Here is a 16,528-nt window from a genome sequence, read left to right on the forward strand (position 1 = left end):
GTCACGCCGCTCCGGAGGGGGAGCCCGTCATGCCCACAGTCAGATCAGCAGCCATGACCCACCGTCAGCGCGTCATCGGGTTCGTGCTCTGCGTCGCCACGATCCTGCTGGCCGTGCTCGACACGAACATCGTCTCGGCGGCCACCGTGCCGATCGTCAGCGATCTCGACCCGGTGCACGGCGTCGACAAGATCCCCTGGCTGATCGCCGCCTATCAGCTCGCCGCGACCGCCGCGCTGCCGCTCTACGGGAAGCTCTGCGACGTGATCGGCGCCAAGAAGGTCTTCGTCGGGGCCGTCGCCACCTTCCTCGCCGGTTCGGCGCTGTGCGGAATGGCCGGTTCGATGGGCTGGCTGATCGCCGCCCGTGCGCTCCAGGGCGTCGGCGGCGGCGGACTGATGAGCGTCACCATGGTCGTGCTGCGTGAGCTCAAGGGCCCCGAGGAGAAGGACGGCGGCAAGGGCGGCAGCGTCGGAGGGATCATCGCGGGGGCGGGGATGGCGCTCGGGCCGTGGCTCGGCGGAGCACTCGCCGACCATGCCGACTGGCGGTGGATCTTCTACGTCAATCTGCCGATCGGCCTCGCCGTCCTGGTCGCGGCGGTCAAGGTGCTGAAGCTGCCCGTGCGGACCGCCCGCCGCACGATCGACTTCCTGGGCGCCGGGCTCGCGGCCGCCTTCTCCACCATGCTGCTGCTGGTCACCGAGTGGGGAGGCAAGGACCACGCCTGGTCGTCCCCGCTGATCGTCGGCCTCCTCGTGGCGACCGTCGCCGCGCTCGTCCTCTTCGTACGCCGCCAGGCCACCGCGGCCGAACCTGTCCTGCCGCTCGGCCTGTTCAGGATCCGCGAGCTCCGGTACGGCTTCGCCATCCAGGGCCTGGTCGGCGCGGCCATGATGGGCTCGATGGTCTATGTGATGATCTATCTCCAGGCCGTGCGGGGGATCGCCGCCTCGTCGGCCGGGCTCTATCTGATCCCGATGGCGATCGGGATGACGGCTGTCGGACTGCTCTCCGACAGGCTTGCCGCGGCCGGCTGGTCACAGAAGGCCTTCGTCCTCAGCGGCACCGCCTGCGCGTCCGCCGCCCTGGCACTGCTCGCCACGCTCTCCACCGACACCAGCCTCTGGACGGTCCGCGCCGCCCTGCTGCTGATGGGCATCGGCTTCGGACAGCTCATCGGCCAGCTGATCCAACTGGTCCAGGACACCGCGCCGGCCGAGCAGTTGGGCGTGGCCACGACGGGCGTCCGGTTCTTCCAGACCCTCGGCGGCGCACTGGGTGCCGCGCTCTTCGGCACCGTACTCAGCAGGGTCTACGCGGCCCGCGGCCCCGGCGGCACGACCAGCACCATGGGCCGGCTGACCGGCCACGCCCACCAGCAGGCGCTGGACGCCTTTGTCGCCTCGACGAATGTGGTCTTCTGGGCCGCGACCGGAGTGATGCTCCTGGCGACCGTTCTGGCGACCCGGCTGCCGTCCCGGCGCGAACCGGAACCGAAACCGGAACCGGAAGCGGCGGACGCCAATACCGCCGAATTCACCACGCCGCAGCAACCGACGGAGCCACTCACGCCGCTCCACCGATGAAACGGAATTCCGCCGGAATTTCCGCACCTGACGATACGGGGACGGCCCCGCCCATGAACAGGGCGGGGCCGTCCTCGTCAGGAACGGGGTACGTCAGGCGAGCAGAGCCGGAATGGTCGCCTCGTGTGCCGTGCGCAGCTCGTCCAGCGGAATGCTGAACTCACCCTGGACCTCGATCTCCGCGCCGTCCACGACACCGATCCGGGCGACGGGCAGACCCCGCGCACCGCACATGTCGTTGAAGCGGAGCTCCTCGCTCCGCGGCACCGAGACGACCGCGCGCCCCGCCGACTCGGAGAAGAGGAACGTGAACGCGTCCAGACCGTCCGGCACGACCAGCCGGGCACCCTTCCCGCCGCGCAGGCAGGACTCGGTGACCGCCTGGATCAGACCGCCGTCGGAGAGGTCGTGCGCCGCGTCGATCATGCCGTCGCGGGAGGCCGAGATCAGGATCTCGCCGAGCAGCTTCTCGCGGCCCAGGTCGACCTCGGGCGGCATGCCGCCGAGGTGGTTGTGAATGACCTCGGACCAGGCCGAGCCGCCGAACTCCTCACGCGTGTCGCCCAGCAGGTAGAGGAGCTGGCCCTCTTCCGCGAAGGCGACCGGCGTACGCCGGTTGACGTCGTCGATCACACCGAGCACGGCCACGACCGGCGTCGGGTGGATCGCCGTCTCGCCGGTCTGGTTGTACAGCGAGACGTTGCCGCCGGTGACCGGGGTGCCCAGCTCCAGGCAGCCGTCCGCGAGACCACGGGTGGCCTCGGCGAACTGCCACATGACGTCCGGGTCCTCGGGCGAGCCGAAGTTCAGGCAGTCCGAGATGGCCAGCGGCTTGGCGCCGGAGGCGGCGACATTGCGGTACGACTCCGCCAGCGCGAGCTGCGCGCCGGTGTAGGGGTCGAGCTTGGCGTACCGGCCGTTGCCGTCGGTCGCCATGGCCACGCCCAGGTTCGACTTCTCGTCGATCCGGACCATGCCGGCGTCCTCGGGCATCGCGAGCACGGTGTTGCCCTGCACGAACCGGTCGTACTGGTCCGTGATCCAGGACTTCGACGCCTGGTTCGGCGAGGCGACCAGCTTGAGGACCTGCTCGCGCAGCTCCGCGCCGTTCGCCGGCCGGGCCAGCTTGCCCGCGTCGTCGGCCTGGAGCGCGTCCTGCCAGGACGGGCGGGCGAACGGACGGTGGTACGTCGGGCCCTCGTGGGCGACGGACCGCGGCGGCACGTCGACGATCTGCTCGCCGTGCCAGAAGATCTCCAGCTGGGAGCCCTCGGTCACCTCACCGATGACGGTGGCGATGACGTCCCACTTCTCGCAGATCTCCAGGAAGCGCTCGACGTGCTGCGGCTCGACGATCGCGCACATGCGCTCCTGCGACTCGCTCATGAGGATTTCCTCGGGCGAGAGGGAGGAGTCGCGCAGCGGCACGGTGTCCAGCTCGACGCGCATGCCGCCGGATCCGGCGGAGGCCAGCTCGGACGTGGCGCAGGAGAGCCCGGCGCCGCCGAGGTCCTGGATGCCCGCGACGAGCTTCTCCTTGAAGATCTCCAGGGTGCACTCGATGAGGAGCTTCTCCTGGAACGGGTCGCCGACCTGGACGGCCGGGCGCTTGGCCGGGCCGGTCGACTCGAAGGTCTCCGAGGCCAGCACGGAGACGCCGCCGATGCCGTCGCCGCCGGTGCGGGCGCCGTAGAGGATCACCTTGTTGCCGGGGCCCGAGGCCTTCGCCAGGTGGATGTCCTCGTGCTTCATCACGCCGATGCAGCCGGCATTGACGAGCGGGTTGCCCTGGTAGCAGGCGTCGAAGACGACCTCGCCGCCGATGTTCGGCAGACCCAGGCAGTTGCCGTAGCCGCCGATGCCCGCGACGACGCCCGGCAGGACGCGCTTGGTGTCGGGGTGGTCGGCCGCGCCGAACCGCAGCGGGTCGACGACGGCCACCGGGCGGGCGCCCATGGCGAGGATGTCGCGGACGATGCCGCCGACACCGGTGGCCGCGCCCTGGTAGGGCTCGATGTACGAGGGGTGGTTGTGCGACTCGACCTTGAAGGTGACCGCGTACCCCTGACCGACGTCGACCACACCGGCGTTCTCGCCGATGCCGACGAGCATCGCGTCGTTGACGGGGACCTTCTCGCCGAACTGCTTGAGGTGGACCTTGCTGCTCTTGTACGAGCAGTGCTCGGACCACATCACGGAGTACATGGCGAGCTCGGCGCCGGTGGGACGGCGGCCCAGGATCTCGCGGATCCGGGCGTACTCGTCCTCCTTGAGGCCGAGCTCCTTCCAGGGCTGCGCGGCGTCCGGGGTCTCGGCCGCGTGCTTGACCGTATCCAGGCTCATGCGTTGACCAGCTTCTTGATGATCGAGGTGAAGAAACCGAGACCGTCGGTGCGGCCGGTTCCGATCAGCGGCTCGACGGCGTGCTCCGGGTGCGGCATCAGGCCGACGACATTGCCCGCGGCGTTGGTGATGCCGGCGATGTCCCGCAGCGAGCCGTTGGGGTTCATGTCCAGGTAGCGGAAGGCGACCCGGCCCTCCGCCTCCAGCTCGTCGAGCACCCGCTCGTCGGCGACGTAGCGCCCGTCCATGTTCTTGAGCGGTACGGAGATCTCCTGGCCCGCGGAGTAGTCCGAGGTCCAGGCGGTCTCCGCGTTCTCGACGCGCAGCTTCTGGTCGCGGCAGATGAAGTGCAGGTGGTTGTTGCGCAGCATCGCGCCGGGCAGCAGATGCGCCTCGGTCAGGATCTGGAATCCGTTGCAGATGCCGAGAACCGGCATCCCCGCCTTCGCCTGCTCGATGACGGTCTCCATGACCGGCGAGAAGCGGGAGATGGCTCCGGCCCGCAGGTAGTCGCCGTAGGAGAAGCCGCCCGCCAGGATGACCGCGTCGACCTGGTGCAGGTCCTTGTCGCGGTGCCACAGCGATACGGGTTCGGCGCCCGCGACCCGCACGGCCCTCAGGCTGTCCTTGTCGTCGAGCGTGCCGGGAAAGGTGACGACTCCGATACGAGCAGTCACTTCGACTCCTCGGCCTTCTCCACCTTCACGGTGAAGTCCTCGATGACGGTGTTGGCGAGGAAAGTCTCGGCCATCTCGTGAATACGGCCGAGGGCGGCGTCGTCGACCGGCCCCTCTACCTCGAGCTCGAAACGCTTTCCCTGACGTACGTCCGCGATTCCCTCGAAGCCGAGACGGGGCAGTGCACGCTGCACCGCCTGTCCCTGCGGGTCGAGGATCTCGGGCTTGAGCATGACGTCGACTACGACGCGTGCCACTGGCACTCCCGGTGGTGGTGTGGTGCGGCTGTTTCTCCGGGGGGCTCCCCAGACCCCCGCAGGTCCCCTCAGCCTACCTGGCCAGAAATTCTACGCGGGTAGATATCAAGAACCTTGATCACGCCCAGATATCGGACGCGACAACACATGGGGAAAGTCCTGCAAAAAAAAATCCTCACCACCAGCACACATAGAAGGCTGACACGCGGAGGTAATTGCGTGGACTTCACAATGCGGCACCCACCGCTGTACAAATGATTACCGGGGAATGCAGCATCGTCCCTAAACAGTCGGCAACCGTCGACGCCGTATCCGCCTACCAGCCGGAAGGCCGGTATCAGCGCACACCGGACGCGCCGATACCGTAGGAAAGGACCGACATCCGTGGCTCAGCGCGTAGTGGTCACGCTCTCCGACGACATCGACGGGGGAGCAGCGGCGGAAACGGTCACCTTCGCCCTGGACGGGAAGTCGTACGAGATCGACCTCAATACGTCCAATGCAAAGAAACTGCGCAAGGCCCTCGCGCCGTACATGGCGGCGGGCCGGAAGCAGACAAACGCCGGCAAGCACGGCAGGACCCCCGTGTCGTACCGGCACACTTCCCTCGCTCCCGACCCGGCGGCCGTGCGCGCCTGGGCGCGCTCGCACCAGATGGAAGTACCGGCCCGCGGCCGGATCCCCAAGAAGGTCTACGAGGCGTTCCGCGAAGCGAGTTGACCGGCCGGCAGGGCCCCCGGCACCCCCGTCGGCGACACCCTGCGGGCACCGACTTGCGCTACACCCCCGCAGGTCGGCTAAAGTCTGGAGCACGCCGAGGGGCAAGGCCGCAAAGCCGAACCTCACGCAGCGTGCGGGTGTAGTTCAGTAGCAGAACATCCCCCTTCCAGGGGGAAGGCGCAGTGTGCAATTCCTGTCACCCGCTCTGCATCGTTCCTATCGACCACTCCGGTGGATCGGGTAGAGTGATGCTCGCACCGCCCGAAGAACTCCTTTCGAGGAGTACAATGAGCGGCAGCAATGCGGACGTGGCTCAGTTGGTAGAGCATCACCTTGCCAAGGTGAGGGTCGCGAGTTCGAATCTCGTCGTCCGCTCTTGATCGAATTGAAGGCCCTGGTCGATATCGACCAGGGCCTTCGTCGTGTCTGCCCTCACATGACGTTTGTCATGAGCAGTGATGACAGCTCGCACTGATCCCGTCGCCGGTCCCGCGGAAATCTGTAGTCATGACCAGCGACGACATCCCAGGCAACCGCGCGGACCGGACTGTGGCACCCACCGCATCCTCATCCGCTTCCGTCTCCGCTTCCGTCTCTGCATTCGCATCCGCTTCCGCGTCCGCCGCGACCGCCTCCGGTGCGGTGATCGAGGCGGCCGGTGTGCGGCGGCGTTATGCGGGCGGCTTCGAGGCCGTGGCCGGTGTCTCCTTCTCGGTGGCTCGCGGCGAGCTCTTCGCCCTGCTCGGTACGAACGGCGCCGGGAAGACCTCCACCGTCGAGCTGCTGGAGGGCCTGGCCGCGCCCGACGCCGGCACGGTCCGGGTGCTCGGACACGACCCGTTCCGCGAGCGCGCCGCCGTCCGGCCGCGGATCGGGGTGATGCTCCAGGAAGGCGGCTTCCCGTCCGAGCTGACGGTCACCGAGACGGTACGGATGTGGGCGGGGTGCACCAGCGGCGCGCGTCCGACCGGTGAGGCGCTGGAGCTGGTCGGGCTCGGCCACCGGGCGCGGGTGCGGGTCAAGCAGCTCTCCGGCGGCGAGCGGCGCCGTCTCGACCTGGCGCTGGCCCTGCTGGGCCGGCCCGAGGTGCTGTTCCTGGACGAGCCGACCACCGGGCTCGACGCCGAAGGGCGGCGGGACACCTGGGAGTTGGTGCGCGAGCTGCGGGACGGCGGCACCACCGTCCTGCTCACCACGCATTACCTGGAAGAGGCCGAGACGCTCGCCGACCGGCTGGCGATCATGCACCGGGGACGGATAGTGACGGCGGGCACCACCGCCGAGGTGACGGCCGCCCGCCCCGCCCGCATCCGGTTCGAGCTGCCGGAGGGCGTGCCGGCGGCCCGGCTTCCGCTGGGGCTGCGGGCCGCCGCCGAGGGCCACCGGATCGAGATCCGTACCCACCGTTTGCAGGAGTCCCTGGACGAACTGCTGACCTGGGCAAGGGAGTCGGACGTCCGGCTGCTCGGCCTCGATGCCCGCTCGGCCTCGCTCGAAGAGGCGTTCCTCGACATCGCGCAGAGCGCGTCGGAATCCGAAAAGGTGGCTGCCTGATGACGACCACGACGACCGGCACGACGACTGGTACGACCAGCACGACCGGTGCGACGACCGGCACGACAGGAACGAGCGCGGCGGCCGGCACGACGCTCCGGGGCCGGCTGACCGCTCTCGGGCGCGCCGAGGTCGCCCTGCTCGCCCGCAACCGGACGGCGGTGTTCGTCTCGCTGCTGATGCCCGCCGCCATGGTCCTTGCGATGAAGTCGACGCTGAAGTCGTCCGTTCTCGACGGGACCGGCCTGTCCGTCGCCGCGGCTGCGCTCAGCGGCGGCATCGGCATCGTGCTGATCCAGGCCGTCTACATGAACCTGGTCTCGTCCTATGTGGCGCGGCGCGAGGACCTCGTCCTGAAGCGGCTGCGTACCGGCGAGGTCACCGACCGGGAGATCCTCATCGGGACCGCCCTGCCGTCGGTCGCGCTGGCCCTGGCCCAGACCGTGGTGATCGTGGTGGCGGGGACGGCCTTCTTCGGCCTCGCCGCGCCGCAGCGGCCCGAACTGCTCCTGGCAGGCCTGCTGCTGGGCGTGGTGCTGCTGGCGGCACTGGCCGCGGCCACCTCCGCGGTGACCCGCACCGTGCAGACCTCGCAGCTCACCACCCTCCCGCTGTTCTTCATCTCGATGATGGGCTCGGGGCTCTTCGTGCCGCTGGAGATCATGCCCGGCCCGATGGCGTCCGTGTGCGAACTGCTGCCGGTCACCGGGGTGATGACGCTCGTGCGGACGGGCTGGCTGGGCGGGACCGGCGGCTCCGACCTGCTCGTGGCCGCTGTGACCGGGCTGGCCTGGACCGGGTTCGCCGTGTTTGCTGTGCAGCGGTGGTTCCGGTGGGATCCGCGACGCTGAGGGGGGACGTGCCGTGTCGGTGCTCGTGCGGGGATGGCGCCGCAGGTGGCAGAAGCGCAGCAAGCTGGAGCGGATCGACCTCTACTCACGGGTGACCCTCTCGGTGATGCCCTGGCTCTTCACCCTTGCGTGGCAGCTGCCCCCCTTCGGGTCGGACATCCGCCATGCGCCGCTGCCGATCGCCCTGGGCGTGGCACTGCTGCTCGTGAGCCTGGTGCAGTGCCTGCTGAGCAACCGCAACGTCCAGCTGTCGTTCGCGCACTATCTCGGCACCGCCGTCTTTCCCCGGCGCCGGCAGCTGCCGCCCCTGGTACTGCTGATGGTGAGCCTGGGACTGCTGGCGACGATGGCAAGGGTGGACGGGATCGACGATGCCGGGCTGCTCATCATGATCTCGAACGCGCCGGTGGCGTTCGCGATAACGCAGACCCTGCTGGTGCCGGTCCGCACCTTCCTGATCCAGTCGCTCGCCGTCACCGCACTGGGCGTCGGCGTCCTCGCCGCGGTCGGGGTGCGGGGCGGGACACTGGCCGGGGTGGTGCCGGCCTCGCTCTTCGGCTGCGTGCTCGTCCTGATCTCCGTACGGCCCAGCGCCTGGAGCCTGAGTGTGATGTGGCAGGCCGAGGAAGCCCGGGATCTTCAGGCCCGGCTCGCGGTCGCCGAGGAGCGGCTGCGGTTCGGGCGGGACCTGCACGACGTACTGGGCCGCAATCTCGCCGTGATCGCGCTGAAGAGCGAGCTGGCCGTGGAGCTGGCCCAGCGCGGCAGGCCGGAGGCGGTGGACCAGATGGTCGAGGTGCAGCGGATAGCCCGCACCTCGCAGCAGGAGGTGCGCGATGTCGTACGGGGCTACCGGGAGGCCGATCTGAGTACGGAACTGGCCGGCGCCCAAGGGGTGCTGAGTGCGGCCGGGATCGGGTGCGAGGTGACGGGCGACGCCGGCGACCGGCTGCCCGCACCCGTGCAGTCGGCGCTCGGCTGGGTCGTGCGGGAGGCGGCGACCAATGTGCTGCGGCACGGCGATCCGCGCCACTGCACGATCCGGCTCAGAGCCTCGGCGGACGCGGTCGTGCTGCTGGTGGAGAACGACGGGGCGGCGGTGGCCGACGCGGGGCAGGGCGGGAGCTCCGTGGCGGGCGACGGCTCCGGACCGGGCGGTTCCGGGCTCGCGGGACTGCGGGAGCGGTTGCGGGTGGTCGACGGTTCGCTGGACGCGGGCCCGGCGGGGAACGGCCTGTTCCGGCTCACGGCTACGATCCCGCTCGGTCCGGCGGCATCTCCGCTCGGCCCGGGGGCGGTGTCTCCGCTCGGCGCGGAGGCCGCTCAGCTCGGCCCGGGGACGGCGTCTTCGGCCCGCCTCGACAAGCCGCCTGCCGCCCGGGAGGCACCCGCCCTTCAGGAGGAACGACGATGACGACCGTACGGGTGCTGCTCGCCGACGACGAGCACCTGATCCGGGGCGCACTGGCCGCGCTGCTGGCTCTGGAGGACGACCTCGTGGTGGTCGCGGAGGCCGCGACCGGCCCGGAGGCGCTGGCCATGGCTCGGGCCCACCGGCCCGATGTGGCGGTCCTCGATCTGGAGATGCCGGGCGCCGACGGTGTGAGTGTCGCCACATCTCTGCGGGCCGAACTGCCCGGCTGCCGGACGATGATCGTGACCAGTCACGGCCTGCCCGGACACCTCAAGCGGGCGCTCGCGGCGGGCGTGCGGGCCTTCGTGCCGAAGACCGTCAGCGCCCGGCAGCTGGCCGGGATCATCCGCACCGTGCATGCCGGAAACCGTTACGTGGACCCGGAGTTGGCGGCCGACGCGATCTCCGCCGGGGACTCTCCGCTGACCGCGCGGGAGACCGAGGTACTGGAGCTGGCGGCCGACGGGGCGCCCGTCGCGGAGATCGCGGAGCGGGCTTCGCTGTCGCAGGGAACCGTACGGAATTACCTCTCCGCGGCCGCCTCGAAGCTCGGAGCGGAGAATCGCCATGCCGCGGTGCGTCTCGCACGGCAGCGCGGATGGGTATAGTGGTTCTCGCGCTTCGGCGCTTGCGGACGTAGCTCAGTTGGTAGAGCGCAACCTTGCCAAGGTTGAGGTCGCCAGTTCGAACCTGGTCGTCCGCTCGGTTCAGCAAGAAGCCCCCGGCCTTCCGGCCGGGGGCTTCTTCGTGTTCGTCGGGCAGTCCTACTGCCAGGGCGTACCGGTGAGGAGTTCGTACGCCTCCAGGTACTTCGCCCGGGTCGCGTCCACGATCTCCGGGGGCAGCGCCGGCGGCGGCTGCTCGCTCCTGCGGTCCCAGCCGGAGGCCGGCGAGGTCAGCCAGTCGCGTACGAACTGCTTGTCGTAGCTGGGCTGGGCCCGGCCCGGCTGCCAGGTGGCCGCGGGCCAGAAGCGCGAGGAGTCCGGGGTCAGCACCTCGTCCGCGATGATCAGCTCCTCGCCGCCGTCGGCGGTGGGCGCGAAACCGAACTCGAACTTCGTGTCGGCGAGGATGATGCCGCGCTCGCGCGCAATGTCGCGTGCCCTGCCGTAGACGTCCAGCGTGGCGCTGCGCAGCCGGTCGGCGGTCTCCTCGCCGATCTGGCGGGCCACTTCCTCGAAGCTCACGTTCTCGTCGTGGTCACCGACGGCCGCCTTGGTGGCGGGGGTGAAGATCGGTGCCGGGAGCTCTGAGCCGTCGACGAGTCCCTCGGGCAGCGCGAGACCGCAGACCGTGCGGGACTCGTTGTACTCGACGAGGCCGGAGCCGGTGAGATAGCCGCGGGCGACGCACTCGACCGGGACCATCCGCAGCGACTTGCAGATCAGGGTGCGACCGGCCCAGTCCGCGGGCGCCCCGGCGGGGAGCTCCGTGGACAGGACGTGGTTCGGTACGAGATCGGCGAGCTGATCGAACCACCAGAGCGAGAGCCGGGTGAGCACTCGGCCCTTGTCCGGGATGTCGGTCGGCAGGACCCAGTCGTACGCGGACATGCGGTCGCTGGCGACCATGACGAGGTCGCCCGCCTCGTTCCGGTACAGGTCGCGCACCTTGCCGGTGTGCAGGTGGGTGAGGCCCGGGACCTGCACCGGCTCGGGCTTTTCTACAAATCCGGACACGCTGCCTCCGCGTAGGTTGATCCAGGAGTCGTTCCGATTCTCCCGTATCGGGGTGCGGTGGGATGGGGCGGGGGCGTCCGTGGCGCCGACTTCCGTGGCCCCGGCCCGCGTTGTGGCGAGCCGGGTTCAGTCGCGCTTGCAGATGCGGTCGAGGAGGTTGGCGGTGGCCCGCTGGATGCGGGCGTCCACATGGCCGGGGCGGTCCAGCGCCGGGGACCAGGCGAAGGTGCCCGAGGCGAACACGATCGCCCCGGACGGGGCGCGGTACACGGACGTCTCCTGGTGGCGTTTGACGCCTTCGCTGTCCAGGTACGGGGAGTGGGCGAGCAGGATGCGGTTCTCGTGTTCGGGGAGCGCGGTGCGCGGGAAATAGCGGTCGGCCTCGCCGGCGACCATGCCGTCGAGCTCGTCGCCCTCGCCCGCGCCCGTCGCCTCCCAGAGCCAGTGCTCGGCGTTCCGTACGACCAGGGGGTGCGGATCGGGTACCCGGCCCGCGTACTGGATCCCGAGGAGCTGCTGCTCGGGGCGGTCGATCTCGCGCCACAGGGCGGGTTTCCCGGGGCCGCGGCGCTTGCGGCAGGTGAGCAGGCGGTCCGGGACGCCGGAAGGCGACGGGGAGAGGCTGACCTGCCAGTACATGGTGTTGGCGGAGAGGAACACCAGCGAGGTGCCGCCGTCGCGGGCGCTTTCGACCGTACGGCGCATGGGCACCGACCAGTACTCGTCGTGGCCGGGGAAGACCAGGCCCCGGTAGCGGGCCGGATCGACGCGGCCCGCGTGCAGATCCCGGGTGTCGGCGTACGCGAGGTCGTAGCCGTACCGCTCGGCCCAGCGGATGAAGTCGTAGGCATGACCGACGTGGAGCGGCAGGCCGGCGCCCGCGTAGGGGCGGTCGAAGGAGACGGTGACCGCGGCGTCCTCCTCGCCCAGGAGACGGCCCTGCTCGTCCCAGGCGTGGTAGAGGCTGGCGCCGGTGCGGCCGTCCTCCGGATAGAGGTTGTACGCCTGCCAGGTGATGTCCGGCAGGACCAGCAGCAGATCGGCCGGCTGGTCGTCGCGGACCGTGAACGGGATGTGGGAGCGGTATCCGTCCACGGTGGTGAGCACGGCGACGTACGCGCCGATCGACCAGTACGTGGGGATCTGGAGCCGCCAGGACTGCCACCAGTGGTGGCAGGAGACCGTGCGGTCGGCGGTGAGCGGCGCGGGCTGGACGATGCCGGAGAGCCGGGGGCTCGTGGTGATCTGGGCGGCGCCGTCGCCGCCGTAGTGACCGATGCGGTAGATGTCCACGGAGAACTGCTGGGGCGGGTCCACGGTGATGTGGAAGTCGATCGCCTCGCCGGGGGCCGCGGCACCCGTGGAGATGAAGCCCTTGATCTGACGGTGCACGTCGTCGGCCGTGCGCGTGCCGCCGTCGGGCGAGCGGGCCAGGGCGGGGTCGGCGTACCAGGGGACGACGTGCCCGGTGTCGTCGAAGTAGTTCTCGCTGCCGCGCAGCCAGGGCAGGGGGCCCTGGCCGAAGGGGTCGGAGACGGCATGCGCGAGGGCACCCGACTCCCATCGTCGAATCTGCTCCGTCCCCATACCGTTTCCCTCCCTCAAGTCCCCCGAGACAACAGTGGATGGTCGGTGGCCGACGGGCGGTCTCCGGCGGTCGATCGCCCGTGGTCATGCGTCATCAGTGCGCCAACAGCGATGCGCCGACCGTCAGCGTCGATCCCCAGCACATCACATAACGCACGCACTCCGTCACCGTTCGTCGCGAATTGACGTGAACGGAACGTTCTATTCCGGACGTTGGGGTGTCTGTGGTGCTTGTGGTGTGACAGCCGGGGCCTGTGGTTCAGACGAGGCGGACGGGCTTGTCGGTGCGTACACCGATGGAAGCGAGCCAGGACCGCAGCGGTTCCGCGTCCCCGTCCTCGACCAGGCTCAGGACCGGACTGCCCAGGTCCGCCCGGCGCTCGCCGTCGATCAGCAGTGCGGGGCCGTCGAGCCAGTCGAGACCGGGCGCCGCGCCCGCCGTGTCCACCGCGGCGCAGCAGACCATGGCCGCGACGTGGTCGGCGAGCAGCTCCGTACCCGTGCGGGGCGGCTGGAGCGGGAAGAGCGGGAGGGGGTCGGGGCCCCAGAGGTCCAGGGCGTCCCCGTCGGGACCGGCGGCGGCCGGGGCGCCTGCCCGGCCGGAGGCGGCAGCGGCCCGGTGCCGCTGGGCCGCTGCCTCCTCACGGGCCACCGCGGCGCTGATCCCCGCGGCAAGCTCCTCGCCGCTTCCGGCCCGGCCTGCCAGATGCTCGACGACGCGGGCCAGCGTGGGCATCCCGGCGTCGATGGAGCAGGTGACGGGGCGGGAGGGGTCGTCGGGGGCGGCGGGGGTGCCGGGGGTGTTGGTGGAGGGGTGACGGTCGTCACGCGGGGCGTTGGAGCCATGGAAGCTGCCGGGGCCGTCGGGTCGGCCGGGGAGCTCGGGGGTGCCAGGGCGCTCAGGGGTGCCAGGGCGCTCGGGGGTGGGACCTGTCGTGGGCGCGGTGGGTGCGCCGGGCGGGGTGGGGGTGTCGGCCGGGGTGGGAGTGTCGGCCGGGGTAGGTGCGCCGGGCGGGGTAGGTGCGCCGGGCGGGGTGGGTGCGGAAGTCATCGCGTCGAGGACGCGGTGCAGGCGGGCGGCCTCTGTACGCCACTTACGGTCGACGACCTCTTCCGGGTACTGCTGCCAGTCGACCGGCGACCAGTCCGGCCCCGTACAGGCCGGACCGCCGTGGAACAGGCGGGCCGCCAGCAGCGATGCCGCCTCGTCGGCCGCGCCCGGCTCCTCTAGAAGGTCGCAGGCGGGGCGCTCGCCGAGCCGTGAGGCGAATCCGTCGGCAAGCCGGTCGCGCCGGGACAGCTCGGTGAGGGCGGACACCACGCCCGCGTCCAGCCGGGACGGCCAGCGGCCCATCCGCCAGGCGGGCAGGGCGACCCGGGTGAGCAGCCGGTCCCAGCCCGCGTAGGCGAGGCCGACCTGCTCCTGGGCGACGATCCGCAGACCGTAATCCACACCCTGTGCACGGACCGACGCCGCGACGGCGACGCTCCGCTCCATCTCGGCGGCGTGGTCTCGGCAGCTGCGCAGCAGCAGCCTGGCGATCCGGCCGACGAAGGCGCGGGGCACTCTGCGCAGCCCGGCCAGCGGACCCGGCACGGGCGCGGCCGCGTCGGCGACCGCGCCGTCGAGTCCCCGTAGGAAACGGCGGGCGGCGGCTATGTCGGGATGCGCGGACGGGCCGGTGCCCGCGACGACCGGGGCGAGCACCGCCCGTAGCTCGGCGACCCGCATCCACCACAGGAACGGCGAACCGATGACCAGCACCGGAGCCGCCTGGACCCGGCGTCGGGACCGGGCCGCGGAATGCGCGGCCGGATCGGGGCCGGTGCCCGCCAGAAGCTGCGCCGAGGGGTGGGTGCGGTCCTCCAGCCAGCTGTCGCAGTCGGGCGTCAGGGCTATCGCCGAGGGCGCGGGAACCCCGAGCCGGTCGGCCAGGTCCCTGACCAGGCGGTAGAGATCGGGGGCGGCCTTCTCCGGGAGCGGGACGGTCGGGCTGACCGCCGGCCTCGCCCGTACGATCGCGACCGCGACCGCTGCGGCGATGAGCAGCACGGCGACCGCGAAGGCCGTCACGGCCCAGCGCGCCGTGTCCCAGCCGCTGCCCACGGCGAGGCCCTGGGCACCCGCCACGAGCAGCACGACGGCCACCGCCGCCGGCAGGATCGCCACGGCTGCTGCCCTGCCGCGGATGCGCAGCACGGCGTGAGCTCGGGCACGCGCACTCAGCGCACCCAGCTCCTCACTTGTACCGGTACCGGACACGTCCGGACGTCACCCCCTCTGCCCCCGCGGCGGTGTTGTTCACTCCCCCACTGTGGCACCCGTCACTGACATCGCAATGCCAGTGGGCCAAGTGCCGGAATGCTTGCGCCGCACCCTAGTTGGGGCCTCGGCGGGCGTCATCCGGATGGCGCAGCCGTCACTCGATGGAATGGCTTTGGGTAAAGGTGCTGACGCGCCGCTGTCCATGGGGCAGCGGCGCGTCGGTGCTTGTCAGCGCGTCGCAGGCACGTCGGTGCGTGCGACGCGGAGAGGCGTACGGTCGGCTCCCGGTCCCTCCGGAGCACCGGAGGGCGGGCTCAGCCCTCTGCGGCCTTCCGGGCAATGTCCGTACGGAGGTGCGAGCCGTCGAGACGGATGCGGGCCGCCGCCGTGTAGGCGCGCTCCCGGGCGCCCGCGAGGTCCTTGCCGGTCGCGGTCACGGACAGCACCCGGCCGCCCGCGCTGACGATCGTGTCGCCCTCCCGCCTGGTGCCCGCGTGCAGGACGTACGCGTGCGGGGCGTCCTGCGCCACCACGTCGTCGAGCCCCTCGATCGGGTCGCCCGTGCGCGGCGTGCCCGGGTAGTTGTGCGAGGCGATGACCACGGTGACGGCGGCGTCGTCGCGCCACTTGAGCGGGGGCAGCTCGTCGAGCGTGCCGTTGGCGGAGCCGAGCAGGACACCGGCCAGCGGGGTCTTCAGGCGGGCCAGGACCACCTGGGTCTCGGGGTCGCCGAAGCGGGCGTTGAACTCGATCACCCGGACGCCGCGCGAGGTGATCGCGAGGCCCGCGTACAGCAGCCCGGAGAACGGGGTGCCGCGGCGGCGGAGTTCGTCGACGGTCGGCTGGAGCACCGACTCCATGACCTCGTCGACCAGCTTGGGGTCGGCCCACGGGAGCGGGGAGTACGCGCCCATTCCGCCGGTGTTCGGGCCCTCGTCGCCGTCCAGGGCGCGCTTGAAGTCCTGCGCGGGCTGGAGCGGCAGCACGGTGGTGCCGTCCGTGATCGCGAAGAGGCTCACCTCGGGGCCGTCGAGGAACTCCTCGATGACCACGCGGTCGCAGGCCAGGGCGTGGGCGCGGGCTGCCTCGACGTCGTCGGTGACGACGACGCCCTTGCCGGCGGCGAGACCGTCGTCCTTGACGACGTACGGGGCGCCGAAGGCGTCGAGGGCGGCGTCGATCTCGGCGGGGGTGGTGCAGACGTAGCTACGGGCGGTCGGGACGCCTGCCCCGGCCATCACGTCCTTGGCGAACGCCTTGGAGCCCTCCAGCCGGGCCGCCTCGCCGGAGGGACCGAAGCAGGGGATGCCCGCGGCGCGCACGGCGTCGGCGACCCCGGCGACGAGCGGCGCCTCCGGGCCGACGACCACCAGCTCGGCGCCCAGGTCGGTGGCGAGGCGCGCGACGGCGTCGCCGTCGAGGGCGTCGACCGGGTGCAGTTCGGCCACCTCCGCGATACCGGCGTTGCCGGGAGCGCAGTACAGAGCGGTGACGTCGGGGTCGAGGGACAGAGAGCGGCACAGGGCGTGTTCGCGGGCGCCGCCGCCGATGACGAGGACCTTCACGGGGTGCAGCCTAGCCGCCGGGGCGC

General features: G+C 71.0%; 13 protein-coding genes and 3 tRNA genes. 9 read left to right on the forward strand and 7 right to left on the reverse strand.

Annotated features, from left to right (window positions below):
- Positions 1-29: 29 nt before the first annotated feature.
- Positions 30-1,589 (forward strand): MFS transporter, encoded by a 1,560-nt coding sequence (locus tag OG842_RS18920; protein WP_266731074.1) that lies wholly within the window; start codon positions 30-32, stop codon positions 1,587-1,589.
- 93 nt (positions 1,590-1,682) lie between these two features.
- Here the strand turns inward: OG842_RS18920 and purL are convergent, their stop codons facing one another.
- The 3 genes from purL to purS are packed head-to-tail and all read right to left on the reverse strand — an operon-like array spanning position 1,683 to position 4,866.
- Positions 1,683-3,932, reverse strand: coding sequence for a phosphoribosylformylglycinamidine synthase subunit PurL (gene purL, locus OG842_RS18925; protein ID WP_328512390.1), 2,250 nt, complete (start codon positions 3,930-3,932; stop codon positions 1,683-1,685).
- The gene (gene purQ / locus OG842_RS18930; RefSeq protein WP_072488574.1) at positions 3,929-4,609 is read right to left on the reverse strand and encodes a phosphoribosylformylglycinamidine synthase subunit PurQ; all 681 of its coding nucleotides are present in this window, start codon (positions 4,607-4,609) and stop codon (positions 3,929-3,931) included. Before purQ ends, purL begins: the two co-directional genes overlap by 4 nt.
- Positions 4,606-4,866: a phosphoribosylformylglycinamidine synthase subunit PurS gene (gene purS, locus OG842_RS18935; protein WP_037695153.1), complete on the reverse strand. Its 261-nt coding sequence runs from the start codon at positions 4,864-4,866 to the stop codon at positions 4,606-4,608. Before purS ends, purQ begins: the two co-directional genes overlap by 4 nt.
- Positions 4,867-5,250: 384 nt before the next feature.
- Between purS and OG842_RS18940 the strand changes: the two genes are divergently transcribed.
- The 8 genes from OG842_RS18940 to OG842_RS18975 all read left to right on the forward strand — a co-directional run bounded on the left by OG842_RS18940 (position 5,251) and on the right by OG842_RS18975 (position 10,108).
- Positions 5,251-5,586 carry a histone-like nucleoid-structuring protein Lsr2 gene (locus OG842_RS18940; RefSeq protein ID WP_266731079.1) on the forward strand — a complete coding sequence of 112 codons (336 nt, stop codon included), beginning with the start codon at positions 5,251-5,253 and terminating at the stop codon, positions 5,584-5,586.
- A 133-nt stretch (positions 5,587-5,719) separates the two neighbouring features.
- Positions 5,720-5,791: transfer RNA gene (locus tag OG842_RS18945), tRNA-Gly, on the forward strand.
- A 97-nt stretch (positions 5,792-5,888) separates the two neighbouring features.
- Positions 5,889-5,961, forward strand: a tRNA-Gly gene (locus tag OG842_RS18950).
- A gap of 132 nt (positions 5,962-6,093) precedes the next feature.
- A complete protein-coding gene (locus OG842_RS18955; RefSeq protein WP_328512391.1) occupies positions 6,094-7,140 on the forward strand; it encodes an ABC transporter ATP-binding protein in 1,047 nt (348 codons plus the stop codon).
- Entirely contained in the window at positions 7,140-7,991 is an 852-nt protein-coding gene (locus OG842_RS18960) for an ABC transporter permease (RefSeq protein ID WP_328512392.1), read from the forward strand. Before OG842_RS18955 ends, OG842_RS18960 begins: the two co-directional genes overlap by 1 nt.
- A gap of 19 nt (positions 7,992-8,010) precedes the next feature.
- Complete coding sequence (locus tag OG842_RS18965) at positions 8,011-9,405, forward strand: sensor histidine kinase (protein ID WP_328512671.1); 1,395 nt, start codon at positions 8,011-8,013, stop codon at positions 9,403-9,405.
- Positions 9,402-10,013 carry a response regulator transcription factor gene (locus OG842_RS18970; RefSeq protein ID WP_072488568.1) on the forward strand — a complete coding sequence of 204 codons (612 nt, stop codon included), beginning with the start codon at positions 9,402-9,404 and terminating at the stop codon, positions 10,011-10,013. The genes OG842_RS18965 and OG842_RS18970 overlap by 4 nt, the downstream gene beginning before the upstream one ends.
- 22 nt (positions 10,014-10,035) lie before the next feature.
- Positions 10,036-10,108 (forward strand) — tRNA-Gly (locus tag OG842_RS18975).
- A gap of 61 nt (positions 10,109-10,169) precedes the next feature.
- Here the strand turns inward: OG842_RS18975 and OG842_RS18980 are convergent.
- From OG842_RS18980 to purD, 4 genes are all read right to left on the reverse strand, one after another.
- Positions 10,170-11,084, reverse strand: coding sequence for a phosphoribosylaminoimidazolesuccinocarboxamide synthase (locus OG842_RS18980; protein WP_328512393.1), 915 nt, complete (start codon positions 11,082-11,084; stop codon positions 10,170-10,172).
- Between the two features lie 126 nt (positions 11,085-11,210).
- On the reverse strand, positions 11,211-12,671 hold the full coding sequence (locus OG842_RS18985) for a N,N-dimethylformamidase beta subunit family domain-containing protein (protein ID WP_266731085.1): 1,461 nt from the start codon (positions 12,669-12,671) through the stop codon (positions 11,211-11,213).
- 259 nt (positions 12,672-12,930) lie between these two features.
- Positions 12,931-14,871, reverse strand: a complete 1,941-nt coding sequence (locus tag OG842_RS18990; protein ID WP_401875415.1) for a hypothetical protein — start codon at positions 14,869-14,871, stop codon at positions 12,931-12,933.
- Positions 14,872-15,251: 380 nt separating this feature from the next.
- Positions 15,252-16,502 carry a phosphoribosylamine--glycine ligase gene (gene purD, locus OG842_RS18995; protein WP_266731089.1) on the reverse strand — a complete coding sequence of 417 codons (1,251 nt, stop codon included), beginning with the start codon at positions 16,500-16,502 and terminating at the stop codon, positions 15,252-15,254.
- Positions 16,503-16,528 lie beyond the last annotated feature (26 nt).

The organism is Streptomyces sp. NBC_00376, from assembly GCF_036077095.1.
Lineage (GTDB): Bacteria > Actinomycetota > Actinomycetes > Streptomycetales > Streptomycetaceae > Streptomyces.